This window comes from Pseudomonas serbica (assembly GCF_028823535.1).
Classification (GTDB): domain Bacteria; phylum Pseudomonadota; class Gammaproteobacteria; order Pseudomonadales; family Pseudomonadaceae; genus Aquipseudomonas; species Aquipseudomonas serbica.
Map to the genome: position 1 here is coordinate 181871 of NZ_JAQIYM010000014.1, position 18308 is coordinate 200178.

An 18308-nucleotide genomic window follows, 5' to 3' on the forward strand; every position below is an offset into this window, starting at 1 on the left:
CCAGTCTTTTATGCCTTCACGCTAATACCGACCCACTCTACCGCTGCATCCCCCACCGCTTCACCGTCACCCTTTCCAACGAATCAAACACCAAATTCTCCACCAGCAACCCAATCAGAATCACCACCGCCAACCCGGCAAACACCTTGTCGGTATAAAGCTCATTGCGGTTCTGGAAGATGTACCAGCCCAACCCGCCCCTGCCACTGGTTGCGCCGAACACCAACTCGGCGGCGATCAACGTGCGCCAGGCGAAGGCCCAGCCGATTTTCAGTCCGGCGAGGATCGACGGCAGTGCCGCGGGGATCAGGATGAACAGCACGAAGCGCATGCCCTTGAGGCCGTAATTGCGGCCGGCCATGCGCAGGGTTTCCGAGACGCCGAGAAAACCTGCGTACGTATTGAGCGCCAAGGCCCAGAGCACCGAATGCACCAACACGAAGATCAGGCTGTTCTGCCCCAGGCCGAACCACAGCAGCGCCAGCGGCAGTAGTGCGATGGCCGGTAATGGGTTGAACATCGAGGTCAGGGTACTGAGCAGGTCGCGACCCAATTGCGTCGACACCGCCAAGGTGGTCAGGGCAAACGCCAGGACGATGCCAATCAGGTAGCCCTTGAGCAGCACCACCAGGGAAATCCACACCTTGCCCAGCAACTCGCCGCTGAGCAGGCCGTCGTACAGCGCGCTGGCGGTTTGCACAAAGCTCGGCAACAGCAAGTCGTTGTTCGTATAACGCGCAGTGGCTTCCCAGAGTAGCGCCAGCAAGAACAGGATAAGGCTCTTGCGCAGCCAGCCCTGTTGCCACAGGCGTTGGCCAAGCGGTAGTTCACGTTCCAGCGCAACGCTGGTCAGTGGCTGCAAAATGGTTTCGAATTCTTCACGCGGGGATGATAAATGGCTCATCGGGCCCTCCTCTCAAACGGCTCAATAAGCGATGCGGATGTCGGCGAAATCCAGCTCGCGCTCGGTCTCCGGCGACTGGCCTTCATCGAACAACAAGCGATGGATGCGCCGCGCCGACTCCTGGAACGCCACGCCGCCAAGGCTGTGCAAGTCGTACTGATGGCTGTGGACTTCCGCCCGCACCCGACCCGGGTGTGGCGACAGCAACAGGATACGATTGCCCACCACCAACGCCTCTTCGATGGAGTGCGTGACGAACAGCAGCGTGAAACGCACCTCCTCCCAGAGCAGCAGCAACTCTTCCTGCATCTTGCGTCGGGTCAGGGCGTCGAGCGCGGCGAAGGGTTCATCCATCAGAAGGATTTTCGGCTGCATCGCCAACGCCCGGGCGATGGCGACGCGCGCCTTCATGCCGCCCGACAACGTATGTGGATAGGCGTCGGCAAACGCCGCCAAGCCGACCTTTTCCAGGTAGTGCAGCGCCCGCTCCTCGGCCTCTTTACGCTTTAGGGTGTTCGAGGCCAGCAGCGGAAACATCACGTTCTGCTTGACGGTTTTCCACGGCGGCAGTTGATCGAATTCCTGAAACACGACAATGCGGTCCGGCCCTGGCGCATCGACGCGCTGACCTTGCAGGCGGATCTCACCCTCGACTGGCTGGATAAATCCCGCAGCGGCCTTGAGCAAGGTCGACTTGCCGCACCCGGACGGCCCGAGCAGGACGAAGCGATCCGCCGGATCCACCTCGAAACTGACCTGGTGGGTGGCACGCACCACCCGCTGGGGTGTGCGGTATTCCAGGCTGACGCTGTCGACCGAGAGCAGCGACTGGGCGGTGGCGATCGGTTTGCTGACCGTGTGGCCTTGCAACGGGGCGTTCATGTCGGTCAGCTCCCTTGCAGCGGTTTGGCGTCCTGGAAGAAGTAGTCCTTCCATGAGTCCGGTTTGTGCTTGATCGCGCCCACACGGTAGAGGAACTCGGCCAACGGGTAGGTGTTTTTGGGTGTGACGCTGAATTCGAACTGCGGGTTGTCGATGATTTTCAACAGCTCGGCGCGGTCGATCTTGGCCTTGGTGACGCGGATGTAAGTGTCCGCCGCCGCGCCTTTATCGTTTTGCGCGAATTGCGCCGCTTCTGTCAGCGCATCGACGAAGGCCTTGTAGGTCTTCGGGTTTTCATCGCGGAATTTCCCGGTGGCAAACAGCACCGTCGGCGAGTTCGGCCCGAGCAGGTCGTAGGTGTTGAGCACCACGTGCACGTTTGGATTGGACAGCGCCTGATCCTGGAATGGCGGGTTGGAAAAGTGCCCGCTCAACTCGGTGCCACCGGCGATCAACGCGGCCGTGGCATCAGGATGCGGCACGGCGATGGTGTACTTGTCGAGGCGATTGAATTCCTTGTCGCCCCACTGCTTGGCGGCCGCATATTGCAGGAAGCGAGACTGCACCGACACACCTACGGCCGGCACCGCGATGCGGTCCTTCTCGGTGAAGTCGGCGATGGTCTTGACCTTGGGATTGTTGCTCACCAGGTAGTACGGAAAGTTGCCCAAGGACGCCACGGCCTTGACGTTCTGCTTGCCGTGGGTGCGATCCCAGATGGTCAGCAGCGGACCAACGCCGGCACCGGCAATGTCGATCGAGCCGGAGAGCAGCGCATCGTTGACCGCCGCGCCACCGGAGAGCTGGGTCCAGTCGACCTTGATGTCGATGCCTTCCTGCTTGCCGTACTTCTCGATCAGGTTCTGGTCGCGGACCACATTAAGCAGCAGGTAAACAATGCCGAACTGTTCGGCGATGCGGATTTCACCTTCGGCCCGGGCCACGGTCGGGGCCACCAGGCTGCCGGCGATCAGGCTGAAACCCAGGCCGATGGCCGCGGCCAGCGGTGCAAAGGGTAGACGTTTGGACATGGTCGAATCTCCGGCAAATCAGAAAGGCGCGTCGCCCTGGATGGTGGTGCGATACAGCTTGCGGCGCAGATGGCTGGGGCATCCGGCGGCGAGATGGATCAGCGAACGGTTGTCCCAGAACACCAGGTCATGGGGCTGCCACTGATGGCGGTAGATGTTTTGCGTCAACACGCTGTGGGCGTAGAGTTCGTCGAGCAATTGCTTGCTCTCGTCTTGCGGCAAACCAACGATGCGGGTGGTGAAACCCTCGCTGACGAACAACGCCTTGCGGCCGTTTTCCGGGTGGGTGCGCACGACCGGGTGGATGACTTCGGCGACTTGCGCCAGTTGTTCCGGGGTCAGGGTCGGGCGCCAGTTGCCTTCGAACTTGGTTTCGCTGTAGCGCGCCGTGTAGGAATGCGCGGCCGAGCGACCTTCGACGGCTTTGCGCAGCGCCTCGGGCAGGTTGTCCCAGGCTTTGTGCATGTCGGCGAACAGGGTGTCGCCGCCTTCGGACGGCAGGTCCTGGGCATGCAGCATCGAGCCCAGGCTTGGCAGTTCTTTGTAGGAAAGGTCGGAGTGCCAGAACTTGCCAGCGTCACCCAGGCCGATGGATTGGCCATTCTCGATGATGTTGGAAACGATGAGGATTTCCGGGTGCCCGGCCAGCAGGAATTGCTTGAGCACATGGATCTGCAACACGCCAAAACGACGGCTGAAATCGATTTGCTGCTCGGGGGTGATGCGTTGGTCGCGGAACACCACCACATGATGATCCAGGTGCGCACGGTGAATGCGCGCGAAGTCCTGGTCATTGACCGGGCGGGACAAATCGAGACCGACGATCTCGGCACCCACCGCCCCGCTGAACGGGCGGACTTCGAAGAATTGTGGCGCGATGCTTGGCGATGCTGAAGCTGCAGACATAAATCACTCCCACGCACGGCACGCTCAAGGGCGCGCTCGTCGATCAGAAACTCACGGAGGTTCCGTGTTGGTTCGTGTCGTGCGGCGCGCCGATTGGTCGGCAGGTACGCAGGGGTGTAACTTTATAGATATAAGAAATTAAATTTAAATACCGTTAATGAATAACGATATGAATTTTGCTGTGCTCCACACAGCTGATCACGAAATTGATCTCAATCGTGACGCCACAAAGTAACCCGCTCGTACACGTCGATAGCTCGCCAGTAATAATCGTTCATTAACAGATTAAAGGCGCCAATAAAATGACTAACTTTCGCCGTCTGTCCCTACGACTCTAAACTCTTCCCCACAAAATATTGACACCGCCAGCCGGGTGCCACATTATTCGCGCGCTGCAAAATGGCCATCACGCCCTGGCGCGGTGATAGGTTTCTCTGGCTTAGTTGATTGATAAAAGTTTTTATCATTTATTGAGACGAGTTTCGCCGCCGATAGCGATGCCTGGATATTCATTGTCTCATTGTCTCTTTGTTAGCGGCCTTCAAATTTTGCCGATTCTTAACCATTCGGGTTGAGTGTTTTTCGTGCATTGGGACGATTGGAGTAGAAGGCTGTGGGACATGTCACGTTGGCCATCCGGCATCTGCAGGATGAGCAAATGTTGCTACGCGCAGGCGGGGTATATTGGATTGCCCTGGACCGTGCGAGCGATGCGGAAATTTTTGCTCGTCAGTTTTTGTCGGCGTTATCTGAAGACGATACCGCGACGTTAATATGCAGCGGCACCGCCCCCGAAGCAATTGTCGAGACGTTGGCTGCCGATTGCGGTCCATCGACGCTGCGCATGTTTGCCATGCCTCACGATGCGTCTGCTCGTCAGGCGTTCACGGCCTTGACCGCGGACTTACATCGAATAAACATCGCACGCGGTAGTCATCTACTGTTGATGGTGAATTCGGACAATATCGAAAACCTGAGTACCCAACAGTTACACCGCTGGTGTGAAAATATTCGCCAATGGTTGTTGAATATCGACTGCACACTTTTAGTACTGTGCAGCGGTCAAGCGCCCCTGTTACATGAGTGCCTGTCACGTCTTAATGAACAACTTTCCGGTTTGGCGCAGTTGTATCGCCAAGATGGCGCGATTCACTACCAACTGAATTTTTGGCACAGTGAATTAGGTGTTTGCGCCGCTCAAGCATTTGACCTGGAAGTGTCCGACACTGGTTTTTCCTTGAGTGATTCGCAACTCTCCAGTCCCTCGCCAACCCGTACCGACGACCAACGCATCTACCTTACCCAGCGCTCTGCCCTTGAGGGGTCGGCCCCCTTGTCTGAGCAATGGCGGCTTTTTGAATATCGTGACGATCTCCTGCAGCAGGCGGCGCGCGCGCGCGCGGCCTGCGTGATCGTGACATTGGAAAGCAACCAGGATGTAGAACCGTTGGCCCGGCAATTACACGGATTACGCGAGCAATGTGGCGGTGCCTTGAAGATCATCGTGCGGGAAATGGAGTCTTGCCTGCGTTACCGCGACGAACGCCTTCTGCTGACTTGTGGGGCTAACCTCATCGTGCCTGCCAAAACCACTCTGGCGAACTTCCTCAGCATGGTGGAAAGCGCCCAGGGACAGATCTGGCGTTATCGCCAGACACTCGATATCCAGTCACTGTTTACACGTCTACGTCCTCCTGCGCGGCGCGGGATATTGCCACCACGTGAATTTATCGAGTTGCTTGATGAGGTCTACGCCGGCGCTTCGGGCGAGCTTGCTCATCAATTGTTGCGGTTGCGCCCAAGAGGCGAACTGAACATCGACCAATACTTGAGTCAGATCACCTTGCGTCGCTTCGGCGACGTCGCCTGCGCTCTCGACGGTGTGTTTTATCTGTTTCTGTTCGCTTGCCGTGGCGATGGACTGGAACCCGCACTGGGCAATATCTGCCGTCTGCCATGGAGTGATCTTTTCAGCGAGTGCAAGGTACTGTCCGGTGTGGATGCTTTGCCGCGTCAGGATTTTGTCGATGCCCCCGAGGCTCTTGAAGTTACACGTTTGGCCACCGGGCAAGTAACCGCTGATTTGACTCGCGCCATCACCCAGAGCGGTTACACGCCGCAACGTATCACGCTGCCGTTGTCGGAACCGTGCCCATGAGTTACGTCCAATTGCTCCAGGTTATCGCGGCAAGCTGCCTGATGACCGTCGCATTAATGCTGGTACTGCGCAGTTTTTTGCAGCGCTTCAATCGCTTGCTCCAGCGGTATTTGTCACCGCGTTATCTGCAGCCGCGGGGGGTGCGTCGGCGCAAGCCCGTGTCGCCCGTTGAGAGTGACGCACATGAACCGTCCTGAGCGAATCGAAGTAAAAAAGACAGACGCACAAAGCGACTGGACCTGGCCGGGCCTGGGACTGTGGAATCTGTATTTTCTCATTAAGCTGGCGCTGTTTTGGGGCGGTTACCTGAACCTGCAGATCCTGCCAAACCTGGTCTTCGCCGCGGTATTGCTGGTACCGCTGCGCAATCGATACTTGGCGCTGCTGCGCACGTTGATCGCCATGCCGCTGGGTGTAGCGTTGTTCTATCAAGACACGTGGCTGCCGCCTTTCAGTAGGTTACTGGACCAGCCGGGTGTGCTGAATTTCAGCGGCGATTATCTGTTCGATCTTGCCGGACGTTTCATTGACCTGAACCTGTGCGGCGCATTGCTGCTTTTGGTGGTGGCCTATTTCTTCTTGCGTCAGTGGCTGCGCCTGACCACCTTGACCCTTGCCGGTTTCGCCTGGGTGGGCGGAGCAGGGTTGATGGCAATGCATGGGCAGGTACAGCAAAGCAATATGCAAACACCCGTGTCCGGTAGCACGCCGATTGTCAGCGCCGAACCGGACAGCGCGACACTCGACGCTTACCTGCAAAATTTCTACAACACCGAGGCCGGTCGGCAAGTTGTATTCCAGCCATCACCTTCGGCTGTTCAGCCGTTCGATCTACTGCTCATCAATATCTGTTCAATGGCCTGGGATGATCTGGACGCCGTTGGTTTGCGTGACAATAGCTTGTTGCAACAGATGGACATCGTGTTCGAGAACTTCAACTCGGCAACGTCCTACAGCGGGCCGGCGGCCATTCGCCTGTTGCGCGCCAGTTGCGGCCAGCAGTCGCATAGCAAGCTTTACGACGCGGCGCCCGAGCAATGCCTGTTGATGGATGACCTGCGCCAACTGGGATTCAACAGCGAAGTCATGCTCAACCACACTGGTCAGTTTGAAGGCTTTATCGACGAAGTACGTGCCCAAGGGTCATTGCCGGCGCCGGAAGTCAGCATCGCCAGTTTGCAGCGCGTTCTGGTGGGTTTCGATGGTTCGCCTATCTGGCGCGATCGAGAAGTTCTGAACAAATGGTGGCAGCACCGGGAAGGGCAGAGTGATTCCAGGGTAGCGCTCTTTTATAACACCACGACGCTGCATGACGGCAACCGCAGCCTGACCCTCGATGGCGGCACGAAGAGCGCAGAGTACAAGCCCCGCGCCCAAGCACTGATCGATGACCTGAGCGCTTTCCTCAAAGACTTGGAAAAAAGCGGACGTCGGGTAGCGGTGGTGATCGTGCCTGAGCATGGTGCCGCCTTGCACGGTGACCGCATGCAGATATCCGGAATGCGGGAAATCCCGAGTTCGTCGATTACCCACGTGCCGGTCGGCATCAAGTTAGTGGGCATGGGTAAGAATCCGCGATCGGAGCCGATTCTCATCAAAGGCCCGAGCAGTTATCTGGCTCTATCGGAAATTATCTCGCGCCTGTACGCCGCGCCTCCTCAAGGCGATGGCCTGGGCCCGGACTGGCAGGCATTGCTGACCAATCTGCCGCAAACCCCGGCGGTCTCGGAAAACGCTGGAACCGTTGTCCTCGACTACGCGGGCAAGCCTTATGTTCGGATCAAGGAGAAAGGAGCTTGGCTTCCTTACCCGCAAAGTCTCAAGTAAAGAACCAGACGCTCTCTCGCAATGAGCGAGCCGATGATATTGCTCGGCTAAAAGCCGAGCTGCATTTGCCGAGCCTGGAATACGTCGACGTTTCGGCACTGCTGGAATTAAGCCGGGCTCTCAAGCGCTGGCCGTTGCTGGCTGACTTCGCGATCACTGACATCCAGTCGTCATCGCCGGTTGCCGCGCCAGTACACCAGGGCAAGTTCGGAGCGCTTAAGTGACATCGCTGAGTATCTGCGGAGTACGTGGAGGAGTCGGTACCACTTCGTTGGTGGCCGCGCTCGGTCATGCCTTGGAAAGCCTCGGTGAGCGGGTACTGATGATCGACCTGTGCCCGGAAAACCTGCTGCGTCTGCATTTCAATCTGCTGGACTCCCGGGACTCGGGTTGGGCGCGAGCGATGCTCGATGGTCAGGACTGGCACAAGCAGGCCTGGAGTCTGAAGCCGTTTCTGCAGCTTTTGCCTTATGGTCGCCTGAGTGCCGAAGAGTCCATGAGCATTGAGCAGCAACTGATCCATGACCCGCGGATATGGGCCCGGCGTCAGGCGAGCCTGGCGGCCCACTTTGACTGGCTGCTATTCGATGTACCTCAACGCTTGCCAGGGCATGCCACCCTTGGCCCCTGCCTGCTCCCGATTCAGGTAGCCGAGGCTGATGCGGCTTGCCATGTGCTTCTGTTGCAGCAGGCGGGTAACAAACACGTACTGGTGAATCGCTTTGATCCCGGCAGCCAGCTGCAGCGCGATTTGTTACTGATTTGGCGAAAACACTATGCAGCCCGTCTCTTGCCCATGAAAGTCCATGCTGACGAAGCCATGCGCGAAGCGCTCGCGTTCAAGCAGCCAGTGGGGCAATACGCACCTGACAGCCTTGCTGCGCAGGATGCACTGAGTCTGGCGACCTGGTGTCTGGCGAGACGCCGAGAAATGAAATGACCAGGCATCCGTTCCCCTACCTGTATCTGCGTCGTCGCTATGATTGCTACCCGTTGACGGCGTTGCTGTTGGCGACGTTCACCTCATTGGCCTGGCTGTTCCTGCGACTGGAGTCGCCGGCCTGGCAGCGCCTGATAGAGCAGCGCCAGCGCTGGTATCCGCATTTGGCCAGTAAAGTCCCAAGTGCTGGTGACCCTTTGCGCATTGCGCTGCAAAGCCTGTGGTTACTGATATTCCGTCCCTGGCCGCAAGCTCGCCGGCGCGCTGCACCGCAATGGGTGCAGAGCGTTGGAAAATCCAACCAGCGTCTCTGGAGCCGTGTCGGGGTTTTTCTCGCTGGCCTGCCGGAGCACACCAGCGAGAGCAAAGTCGTACATGACAGCGCCAAATGGTGGCGCAATCTCAATCCTCGCCAGCAACATTGGCTGAATTACATTTGCGCCGCCGTCGGGCTGATCCTCGTGGTGGTGTGCATCACCGAGCCATTCAATTACTTATATCAATTGATTTTCGTGATTCTGCTGTGGGTCGTAGCGATGGTGATTCGGCGCGTGCCGGGTAGGTTTCCAACGCTGCTGCTGATCATGTTGTCGATCATCGTATCCTGCCGGTACCTTTGGTGGCGCTACACCTCGACGCTGAACTGGGACAGCCCGTTGGATCTGGCTTGCGGCGTTTTGTTGCTGATTGCCGAAACATACTCATGGCTGGTCTTGTTGCTCGGTTACATACAGACCTGCTGGCCGTTGAACCGCCCACCGGCGCAACTGCCTGTTGATACACGGTTATGGCCTACTGTCGACCTGTTGATCCCGACCTACAACGAAGACCTGTCCATCGTTCGCAACACCGTGTATGCCGCCCTCGGCATCGACTGGCCCCATGAAAAGTTGCGTATTTCGATACTCGACGATGGCAAGCGTGATGAATTCCGGCTGTTCGCTGAACAGGCCGGGGTGAATTACATCACGCGTAGCGACAACAGGCATGCCAAAGCTGGCAATCTCAATCAGGCATTGAAGCAGCTTGATGCAGAGTTGGTGGCCATTTTCGACTGCGATCACGTGCCCGTGCGTTCATTCCTGCAACTCACGGTGGGCTGGTTCCTGCGCGACCCCAAGCTGGCGTTGGTGCAGACACCGCATCATTTTCTATCGCCGGACCCTTTCGAGCGCAACCTCGATACCTTTCGGCAACGGCCCAATGAAGGTGAGCTGTTTTACGGCCTGGTACAAGATGGCAACGACATGTGGAATGCCGCATTTTTCTGCGGTTCGTGTGCCGTACTACGGCGTTCGGCTATCGATGAAATCGGTGGCTTTGCCGTGGAAACCGTTACCGAAGATGCCCATACCGCGTTGCGCCTGCACCGAAAGGGCTGGAATTCGGCTTATGTGCGTATTCCTCAGGCTGCGGGGTTGGCCACTGAAAGCCTGTCTGCACATATTGGCCAGCGGATTCGCTGGGCTCGGGGCATGGCACAGATTTTCCGTACGGATAACCCGTTGCTGGGCAAAGGCCTGACGATCTTTCAACGCATTTGCTACGCCAACGCCATGCTGCACTTTCTCGCAGGTCTGCCGCGCCTGGTGTTCCTGACCGCGCCTCTGGCGTTCCTGCTGTTGCACGCCTACATCATCTACGCACCGGCCTTGATGATCATTCTGTATGTGATCCCGCATATGGTTCATGCGAGCCTGACCAACTCACGCATGCAGGGAGAACACCGCCTGACGTTCTGGGGAGAGGTTTATGAAACTGTACTCGCCTGGTACATCGCGAGGCCGACCACCGTTGCCCTGTTCAACCCCAAGAAAGGCAAGTTCAACGTGACCGCCAAGGGCGGCTTGATGACTGAGGATCAGTTCGACTGGGGTATCGCCAGGCCATACCTGGTGTTGGCGTTGCTGAATATCGTCGGCCTGGGTTTTGCGATATGGCGTCTGATTTACGGGCCGAGCAATGAAATCGGCACCACACTGGTCAGCAGTCTTTGGGTCATTTACAACTTGCTGATCGTCGGCTCTGCGGTGGCCATTGCCGCTGAGGTTCGCCAGGTGCGAGAAACTCATCGTGTGCAGGCCAAGCTGCCGGCGGCGGTGCGTCTGCAAAACGGGAAATTCTACCCCTGCATGCTGGTGGATTACTCCGACGGTGGTACCGGCGTCGAGCTGGACGTTGAGCTTTCCCTGTCAATCGGTGAGCGGGTTTTTCTGATGATGCAGCGCGGCGAACGCGAGTTTCTGTTCTCCGGCATCGTCAGCCGCAGCCATAGAAATTTTATTGGGATCGCCCTCAACGAGCTTTCATCGGAACAGAAAATCGATTACGTGCAATGCACTTTTTCCCGTGCCGATGCCTGGTTGAACTGGAACGAAGATTTTGTGCCAGACCGGCCACTGCATAGTTTTATCGACGTCCTGCGTCTGGGTGCCAGTGGCTATTACCGTCTGTATGAATATTTGCCTGCCTGGGCACGGTCCCTGGCCCGACCGCTGACGAATTTGCTCGCCTGGCTGATCAGCTATGTGCCGCGCTTCCCCAAAGCGCCCACCCCTTCTTCTACTACTCGATCGGTATGCGCACCATGAGTCGCTATTTCAGTTTTACGCTGGTAAGTCTGCTGTCGCTGGCAATGAGTTGCGCTCAGGCGCAATCCATAAAAGAGCAAAGCGTCACGGTGCAGCCGCCAATCACGACGCCAGCGCCAGTTTCGGCTGCCGTGACCTACACGCCTAGCTGGGATGTTTCGCGTAATTTCGAAGAGCTTGGGCGACTGACTGACAGTCTGCTGCTGGGCACGCATAACACCGAACAGTTTGAGTTCACCATGCGTCGCGACCGCATCGCCAGCGATGCGAAACTGCAACTTGAATACACACCATCCCCGGCACTGCTGCCAACGCTGTCGCACCTGCGGGTCTACCTCAATGACGTGTTGATGAGCGTGGTCACCATCGACAAAGAGCAACTGGGGAAAAAAACCATCCGCCAAGTCGATCTTGATCCGCGCCTGATCAGCGACTTCAATCGGGTGAGGTTGGAGTTTGTCGGCCATTACACCGACATCTGTGAAGAGCCTTCCAATAGTGCGTTATGGGTCAACATCAGCCGGGCCAGCCTGGTATCCCTGAAAGAACAAGCGTTGATCGTGCAGAACGATCTGGCATATTTTCCGATGCCTTTTTACGACGCGCGCGACTATGAAAAACCTGTTCTGAATATGGTGTTCGCGGCTTCACCGACGCTTGGCGAGCAGCGTGCGGCGGGAATTCTCGCCTCGTACTTCGGCAGTCTGGCCGCGTGGCGTGGCACAAAATTCCCGGTGCTGTTCGATCAAATTCCCGCTGCGACCGCCGCCACACCTGTAACCGCGTCCATCGTATTCGCAACCAACACTCATCGTCCGGCATTTCTGAGTGACATGAGTCAGTTCCCGCCGGTCAACGCGCCAGTGGTGCAAATGATTGACAACCCGACAGACCGGTTCAGCAAAGTGTTGCTGGTGCTGGGTCGTGACGAGGCTGACCTGGCCGTTGCCGCGCAAGCGCTGGTGCTGGGTGGCGATCTGTTCCGCGGTGAACGGGTTGTTATCGACAAGGTGCAGCAGATCCAGCCTCGCCAACCCTATGATGCTCCAAACTGGATGCGTACCGATCGGGCCGTCCGTTTCTCCGAGTTGATCAAGTACCCCGAGCAATTGCGTACCAGCGGGCTACAGCCAATGCCCATCAGCCTGGACATCAACCTGCCGCCAGATCTTTTCGTATGGCGCAACCAGGGTATCCCGCTTCAAACAAAGTACCGCTATACACCATCGGCTTCCAATGACGGTTCGCGCCTGAACATCAGCCTCAATAATCAGTTCATCACCAGCCTGCCGTTGCTGGCCAACAGTAAGGACCGGCTCGAGGAGTTACGTCTTGCCGTGTTATCCAGCGAGTCAGCGAACATCAATGAAAAACTGTCGGTCCCGGCTCTGAAAATCGGCGACCGCAACAACTTGCGGTTCAATTTCAGCTTCGCCACCACGACCAGCAGCTCCCAACGAGATCGTTGCCAGACCTCGTTACCAGTGGACACTCAAGCGGTTATCGACGATCAGTCGACTATCGATATGTCGGGCTATCACCATTACATCGCCATGCCTGATTTGGCAGCGTTTGCCCGCAGTGGTTTCCCCTTCAGCCGCATGGCGGATCTTTCCGAGACTGTGGTAGTGGTACCGCCGCAGCCCAGCGCTGTGCAGCTGAGCACTTACCTTGAAGCTGTAGCCGGAATTTCGGCACGCTCGGGTCTGCCTGCCATCAATCTGACTCTGAGCGACAACTGGGGCGAGGTATCGAAGCTGGATGCAGACGTGCTGATCCTCGGCACTTTCGCTCCTGAAATGCGCGATAACCAGGACATGAATGTTCTCCTGGACAGCTCCCGGGACTGGCTGCTGAAAGCAAATCACCAGGGCCCAGGCTCGTCGCCAAACAACAACGCGGGCAGTTCAGCTGCCACTCGTGTCGAGGTCTCAGCCAAAGGTCCGATTGCTGCGATGGTCGGCATGCAATCACCTTTCCATGATCAACGCAGTATTGTGGCCCTATTGGCCAATGAAGATGCTGGCTTCCAGTTATTGCGCGAGACCCTCAATGACAGCGGCAAGATGGATGCGGTAGCTGGCTCAGTCGTGTTGATCCGCAATAGTGGCGTTCAAGGCCAGATGGTCGGCGAGCACTATTACGTCGGTAGTCTGCCATGGTGGTTGATGCTCTGGTTCAAGTTGTCCGAGCACCCGGTCCTGCTCGCCTTTCTCGCGGTGTCTGGCGTACTGCTCAGTGCATTTCTGACTTGGCGTATCCTGCAATGGTTAGCTCGTCGTCGTCTGGCTTATGAAGAGTAAGTCGGTGAGTAACGCCCGGTCGCGATTTTTTGCGGCGGTTCTATTAATCCTGGCATGGCCTGCGCAAGGTGCGAACCAATGCGTTTGGCCGGCTTGGGAAAACTTCAAAAAGCACATGATCAGTGATGATGGGCGGGTTATTGATGCGTCCTCCCCGCAGCAGATAACCACATCTGAAGGGCAGAGCTATGGGCTGTTTTTTGCGTTGGTGGCCAACGATGGGCGAAGCTTTGAACGGCTGTTGACCTGGACCCGAAACAATCTCGCGCAAGGCGATCTCAGCCATCGTCTTCCCGCCTGGAAATGGGGCCTCGACAAGGACGGTCAATGGGGCGTACTTGACAGCAACAACGCCAGCGACGCGGACCTGTGGATTGCCTATAGCTTGCTGGAAGCCGGTCGCCTGTGGCACAGGCCTGATTATCTGACTTTAGGTAATCACTTGCTGTGGCGAAGCGCTGCACAAACTTTGCGCAAGTTGCCGGGTCTTGGCCTTATGTTGCTACCCGCAGATGTCGGTTTCGAATCCAGCCAGGGCTGGCGCCTGAACCCCAGTTATCTGCCGCCACAATTGTTATCCCGCTTTGCGCTCATCGCACCGGTATGGGCCGAAGTGGCGAAAAACGCTCGGCGCCTGTTGATCGAAGGCGCCCCCAAAGGCTTCGCACCGGACTGGTTGGTGTGGCAGGCCGGGCAAATTGCTTCCGTCGACGGCAAGGACGCGCAGGGTAGCTACGACGCTATCCGTGTCTATTTGTGGCTCGGCATGTTAGCGACCGATGCCCCCGGGCGCACCGACTTGCTCGATCACTTCAAACCCATGCTTGAGGCCACCGCCCGCCTGGGGTATGTGCCGGAGCACGTCGATTCCGTCTCTGCAAAGACCCTGGGCTCCGGGCCGGTCGGGTTTTCCGCGGCACTCTTGCCATTGCTGGCCGCCGATGCATCGACGGCTGCGGCGCTCTCTGCCCAGCGTGAACGCCTGCGTCAATCGCCGCCGTTGGCCGATGCCTATTACAACCAGTCGCTGTTGATGTTTGGCCAGGGCTGGGACGAACAGCGCTATCGGTTTGACAAGGATGGGCGACTGAAACCGAACTGGATGAGTACATGCACGCACTGAACTTAACCCCCCAAACCAGTGCATTCAAGGTACTCGTCTTGCGTTGCACACTGCTGCTGTCCTGTTTCAGCGGTGCCACGCTCGCAGCGACAGTTCCTGTAACTCAACAGGAGCAACAGCAGTGGTTGCTTCAACAAATGCGTATCGGCGAGGCGTTGCAACGCGAAGATCTGGTTCGCGACTCTTTGGCGCGGCTGAAATTGATCGCCCCCGACCACCTTCAAGTTCTGGTGGGTGAAATACGCCAAGCGTTGGCTGATAAGTCTCAGGAGCAGAACAGCGCCTGGATCGAGCAGAGATTGACTCGCCTGCGCCAGTTAGCTCCGGACTCCCCACAATTGCGCCAGGCTCAGGCACTGATCAAATTGCAAAGCCAGGATGGACAGCGTCAGTTGCAACAGGCGCGGCTATTGGCTGCTGCCGGGCGCTACGACGAAGCCAGTGAGGCCTTTGAACAGCTATTCGCAAAAGAGCCGCCGGACCTCGCGTCAGCTCTTGAATACTGGAGCGTGCGCAGCCGCATCAGCGGCCAGAGAGTGGCTGTGATCGGTCACCTACAGGCACTGGAACGGGATTATCCAGGTAATGCCGGCGTACGGCAGATGCTGGTCGGCCTATTATTCGCCGAGGGTCGCAACGACGAGGCGCTGGCCACGCTGCATCAATTGGCGGCTGATCCTCGGGCCAGCGCCAATGCGGCGGAGCGGGAATACAATTACCTGATCAAATTGCCAACTGGCCCGAAAACGGTGCAGGCATGGCAGGCGTTCATTCACTATTACCCGTATTCACCGTTGGCTAAAGACGCTACGCAGCGACTTGCGCTGCAACAAGGATTGTTGACCGATCCTGCCTGGCAGGCCGGCGTCAAGGCCAAGAGCCTGCTTGAGCAAGACAATGCCACAGACGCTGCGGCCGGGGCTGCAACAGCCGAAGGATTGTTACGCCGTGCCGTGAAGGCTTATCCGCAAGACTCAAGCCTTTATGGCGCACTGGGTACCGCGTTGATGCGCCAGAGCAAATACTCGGCGGCACATGAGGCTTTCTCCACGGCTCTGAGCAAGGAACAGGACACCGATTACATCAGCAAATGGCAGGACCTACAGGCTGTTACGCACAATTGGATGCTCCTGCAGAAAGGTGATGAAGCCCTGCAACGCAAGGACTATGCCGCGGCGCGTAGCGCGTATCGGCAATCGCGAACCCTCAAGGCTGATTCCGCCGCCCCATTGATTGGCCTCGCCAATGTCGCCATGGCCGAGTCCAATGAAATCGAGGCTGAGGCATTACTGTTACAGGCGCGCACGATCGAACCGGGCAATGGCAGCGTCGTGCGGGCACTGGTCCGACTGTATCGGGGTCAGTCAAACGAGCGGGCCGAAGCCTTCCTCAATACGTTGCCGGCCAGCAACCAGTCTGAGTTTGCCAGCCTGCGTCGGAGCATTGAACTTGAGCGGCTGAATTTACAAGCTGACCTCGCCAGCCAGCATTCGGACTGGGCTCAATTGGCATCCCTGCTGAAGAAAATCCGCACGCTGGACCCCGACAATCCCTGGACGACCTATCGCCTGGCCGCCGCCGAGATTGCCATGGGACAACCGCGAGAGGCTGATAAAGCGTTCCATGAATTATTGGCGCTGCAAAGCCGCAATCCCGAGGCGCGTTACGCCCACGGCCTGTACCTGGCTAATGAGAACCGCGACAGCGAAGTATTGGCCACCCTCGGGCAGATTCCGGCCGCCGCCTGGACCGAAAACATGCGTGAACTGGAGACTCGAATTAAACGTCGGCAGTTGATGGCTCAAGTCGAGCAGCTACGCAACACCGGGCATGAGTCTGAGGCCATTGCCTTGTTGTTGCGTGATCCAACGGTGGATGATCTTGGCACCCTTGCCGATTGGGCTGCCCAGCGTGAAGATTACGTCGAAGCCGAACGTTACTACCGCAAGGTGCTCAAGCTCCAGCCGCAGAATGACGAGGCGCAGTTGGGCTTGATCGAAATGCAGATTGCCACCGGGCATATCCAACAAGCGCGTGCCGGCCTGGAAAAAATCGTCGTATCGCCTTCTGCATCTGCGCCCTGGCAACGACGCCTGTTCAACGCCTGGTCCGCAGTGGGGGAAAAAGACAAAGCCACCGCAATGTTCGCCAATCTGCTGAAAACACCGCAGACCGATCCGCTGATCTACCGCGATGCGGCGCGTCTCATGGCTAAAGATCAGCCGCAACAGGCACTGGATAATTACGCCCGCAGCATGGCCGCAGCAGGTTTGATTTCACCTGCCCAAGCCAGCCCCCGCAACAACGTAGCCATGACCGAGGCCAGTCGCGCCAAGGACAGCGATGAGTGGCTGGCGCGAAGCCTGCGCAGTGATGTCGACGAGCTATACAAACAGCAGAACCCGACCGTCAATCTTTACCATGACTACGCTTGGCGTACCGACAACACGGCACCGGGCATCTCCGACCTGACGACGCAGATAACTATTCTGCGTATCGACTCGCCGGTCGCCCAAGGGGAGGGTTTCGTTCAGGCGGAACAGGTGGACCTTGACGCCAGCGCCTTCGATACCGACGCCGATGGTTTACACCGGGAACAGTTCGGCACCTGTGCCGTGCAGCTGCGGGATCGAGCGACGGGTGCACTGGTACCCAATGGCTGCCCCGGCACCTCACTGAGCACCAGTGGGCCAAGCCTCGCTGTGGGCTGGAAAAACGACCAATGGGCGCTCGATCTTGGCCATTCGCCGCAAGGTTTCGAAGTGGGCAACTGGCTTGGCGGTGTCGCCTACAGCAGTGACTGGAGGTCCATTGGTTGGACGCTAACCGCCTCACGCCGGCCCATGAGCAACTCGGTAGTGTCATACGCCGGAGCCGTCGATCCTGTGACCGGTACACGCTGGGGTGGCGTGACCAGCAACGGTGTGACCTTGAGTCTGAGCCATGATGAAGGTGGCGTTGATGGCGTGTGGGCCAGTCTCGGCAGCCATTGGCTACGCGGCAAAAACGTGGTCGACAATCAGCGACTTTCGGCCATGACCGGCTACTATTACCGACTGGTGGACCGTGCCGACGAACGCATGCGCACCGGTTTGACCCTCATGTACTGGGGTTACGACAAGGACTTGAGCGAGTACACCTTGGGTCAGGGCGGCTATTACAGTCCACAACAGTACTATTCGATCGGCATACCCTTTAGCTACGCGTGGCGCAATGCCAACTGGTCGGCTCAACTGGACAGTTCGGTGGGCTGGTCTATCTCAAAAACCGAGGGCAGCGATTTGTATCCACTGGATGGTCCAGCGGGCAAGCTATTCAGCCAGGTCGCCGCCGCTGGGTTGGAAGTCGATCCAGACACGACCCTGACCAAGGCCGGAAGCAGCAGCAGCGGCGCGAGTATCCGTCTGCAAGGCTTGGTCGAACGCCGCCTGACCAACCATATGGTCGTAGGCTCGGGGATCACCCTGCAACACAGCGAAGGCTACGCTCCAAGCCGTGCGATGCTGTATCTGCGTTATACCTTCGATGAATGGCAAGGCAACCTCCCGATGCCGATCGAACCCGTAACACCGTATGCGGATATGCGGTGACGATGGGAAGTCCCGCTGCCATGCGCGATGTTGACTATGCTGCTCACAGCATG

Annotated in this window: 13 protein-coding genes; 9 read left to right on the forward strand and 4 right to left on the reverse strand. The window is 57.8% G+C overall.

Translation table 11 applies throughout. From position 1 onward, the window contains the following. Nucleotides 1-37 precede the first annotated feature (37 nt). Genes NQL71_RS23055 through NQL71_RS23070 form a run of 4 tightly spaced genes read right to left on the reverse strand, consistent with a single transcriptional unit; the run spans nucleotide 38 to nucleotide 3723 of the window. Nucleotides 38-904, reverse strand: coding sequence for an ABC transporter permease (locus tag NQL71_RS23055; RefSeq protein WP_166620445.1), 867 nt, complete (start codon nucleotides 902-904; stop codon nucleotides 38-40). A 21-nt stretch (nucleotides 905-925) separates the two neighbouring features. Then, on the reverse strand, nucleotides 926-1786 hold the full coding sequence (locus NQL71_RS23060; protein ID WP_166620444.1) for an ABC transporter ATP-binding protein: 861 nt from the start codon (nucleotides 1784-1786) through the stop codon (nucleotides 926-928). Between the two features lie 5 nt (nucleotides 1787-1791). Next, the gene (locus NQL71_RS23065) at nucleotides 1792-2817 is read right to left on the reverse strand and encodes an ABC transporter substrate-binding protein (RefSeq protein WP_166620443.1); all 1026 of its coding nucleotides are present in this window, start codon (nucleotides 2815-2817) and stop codon (nucleotides 1792-1794) included. An 18-nt stretch (nucleotides 2818-2835) separates the two neighbouring features. Next, complete coding sequence (locus tag NQL71_RS23070; RefSeq protein ID WP_274643347.1) at nucleotides 2836-3723, reverse strand: TauD/TfdA dioxygenase family protein; 888 nt, start codon at nucleotides 3721-3723, stop codon at nucleotides 2836-2838. A gap of 613 nt (nucleotides 3724-4336) precedes the next feature. Between NQL71_RS23070 and bcsE the strand changes: the two genes are divergently transcribed. Genes bcsE through bcsC form a run of 9 tightly spaced genes read left to right on the forward strand, consistent with a single transcriptional unit; the run spans nucleotide 4337 to nucleotide 18255 of the window. Further along, nucleotides 4337-5881, forward strand: coding sequence for a cellulose biosynthesis protein BcsE (gene bcsE / locus NQL71_RS23075; RefSeq protein ID WP_166620442.1), 1545 nt, complete (start codon nucleotides 4337-4339; stop codon nucleotides 5879-5881). Next, nucleotides 5878-6078 (forward strand): cellulose biosynthesis protein BcsF, encoded by a 201-nt coding sequence (gene bcsF, locus NQL71_RS23080; protein WP_046815407.1) that lies wholly within the window; start codon nucleotides 5878-5880, stop codon nucleotides 6076-6078. Before bcsE ends, bcsF begins: the two co-directional genes overlap by 4 nt. Beyond that, complete coding sequence (gene bcsG, locus NQL71_RS23085; protein ID WP_166620441.1) at nucleotides 6065-7708, forward strand: cellulose biosynthesis protein BcsG; 1644 nt, start codon at nucleotides 6065-6067, stop codon at nucleotides 7706-7708. The genes bcsF and bcsG overlap by 14 nt, the downstream gene beginning before the upstream one ends. Beyond that, nucleotides 7678-7932, forward strand: coding sequence for a cellulose biosynthesis protein BcsR (gene bcsR / locus NQL71_RS23090; protein ID WP_166620440.1), 255 nt, complete (start codon nucleotides 7678-7680; stop codon nucleotides 7930-7932). Before bcsG ends, bcsR begins: the two co-directional genes overlap by 31 nt. Further along, on the forward strand, nucleotides 7929-8648 hold the full coding sequence (bcsQ, locus tag NQL71_RS23095) for a cellulose biosynthesis protein BcsQ (RefSeq protein ID WP_166620439.1): 720 nt from the start codon (nucleotides 7929-7931) through the stop codon (nucleotides 8646-8648). The genes bcsR and bcsQ overlap by 4 nt, the downstream gene beginning before the upstream one ends. Beyond that, nucleotides 8645-11239 (forward strand): UDP-forming cellulose synthase catalytic subunit, encoded by a 2595-nt coding sequence (gene bcsA / locus NQL71_RS23100; RefSeq protein ID WP_248687228.1) that lies wholly within the window; start codon nucleotides 8645-8647, stop codon nucleotides 11237-11239. Before bcsQ ends, bcsA begins: the two co-directional genes overlap by 4 nt. Beyond that, nucleotides 11236-13542, forward strand: coding sequence for a cellulose biosynthesis cyclic di-GMP-binding regulatory protein BcsB (bcsB, locus tag NQL71_RS23105; RefSeq protein WP_274643348.1), 2307 nt, complete (start codon nucleotides 11236-11238; stop codon nucleotides 13540-13542). Before bcsA ends, bcsB begins: the two co-directional genes overlap by 4 nt. Then, on the forward strand, nucleotides 13532-14665 hold the full coding sequence (gene bcsZ / locus NQL71_RS23110) for a cellulose synthase complex periplasmic endoglucanase BcsZ (protein ID WP_166620438.1): 1134 nt from the start codon (nucleotides 13532-13534) through the stop codon (nucleotides 14663-14665). Before bcsB ends, bcsZ begins: the two co-directional genes overlap by 11 nt. Beyond that, entirely contained in the window at nucleotides 14653-18255 is a 3603-nt protein-coding gene (gene bcsC, locus NQL71_RS23115; RefSeq protein WP_274643349.1) for a cellulose synthase complex outer membrane protein BcsC, read from the forward strand. The genes bcsZ and bcsC overlap by 13 nt, the downstream gene beginning before the upstream one ends. Nucleotides 18256-18308 lie beyond the last annotated feature (53 nt).

What these genes read in the sequence shown, in the direction of transcription:
- NQL71_RS23055 (WP_166620445.1), bottom strand. Translation starts at nt 904, where the DNA reads ATGAGCCATTTATCATCCCCGCGTGAAGAATTCGAAACCATTTTGCAG.
- NQL71_RS23060 (WP_166620444.1), bottom strand. Translation starts at nt 1,786, where the DNA reads ATGAACGCCCCGTTGCAAGGCCACACGGTCAGCAAACCGATCGCCACC.
- NQL71_RS23065 (WP_166620443.1), bottom strand. Translation starts at nt 2,817, where the DNA reads ATGTCCAAACGTCTACCCTTTGCACCGCTGGCCGCGGCCATCGGCCTG.
- NQL71_RS23070 (WP_274643347.1), bottom strand. Translation starts at nt 3,723, where the DNA reads ATGTCTGCAGCTTCAGCATCGCCAAGCATCGCGCCACAATTCTTCGAA.
- bcsF (WP_046815407.1), top strand. Translation starts at nt 5,878, where the DNA reads ATGAGTTACGTCCAATTGCTCCAGGTTATCGCGGCAAGCTGCCTGATG.
- bcsG (WP_166620441.1), top strand. Translation starts at nt 6,065, where the DNA reads ATGAACCGTCCTGAGCGAATCGAAGTAAAAAAGACAGACGCACAAAGC.
- bcsA (WP_248687228.1), top strand. Translation starts at nt 8,645, where the DNA reads ATGACCAGGCATCCGTTCCCCTACCTGTATCTGCGTCGTCGCTATGAT.
- bcsB (WP_274643348.1), top strand. Translation starts at nt 11,236, where the DNA reads ATGAGTCGCTATTTCAGTTTTACGCTGGTAAGTCTGCTGTCGCTGGCA.
- bcsZ (WP_166620438.1), top strand. Translation starts at nt 13,532, where the DNA reads ATGAAGAGTAAGTCGGTGAGTAACGCCCGGTCGCGATTTTTTGCGGCG.
- bcsC (WP_274643349.1), top strand. Translation starts at nt 14,653, where the DNA reads ATGCACGCACTGAACTTAACCCCCCAAACCAGTGCATTCAAGGTACTC.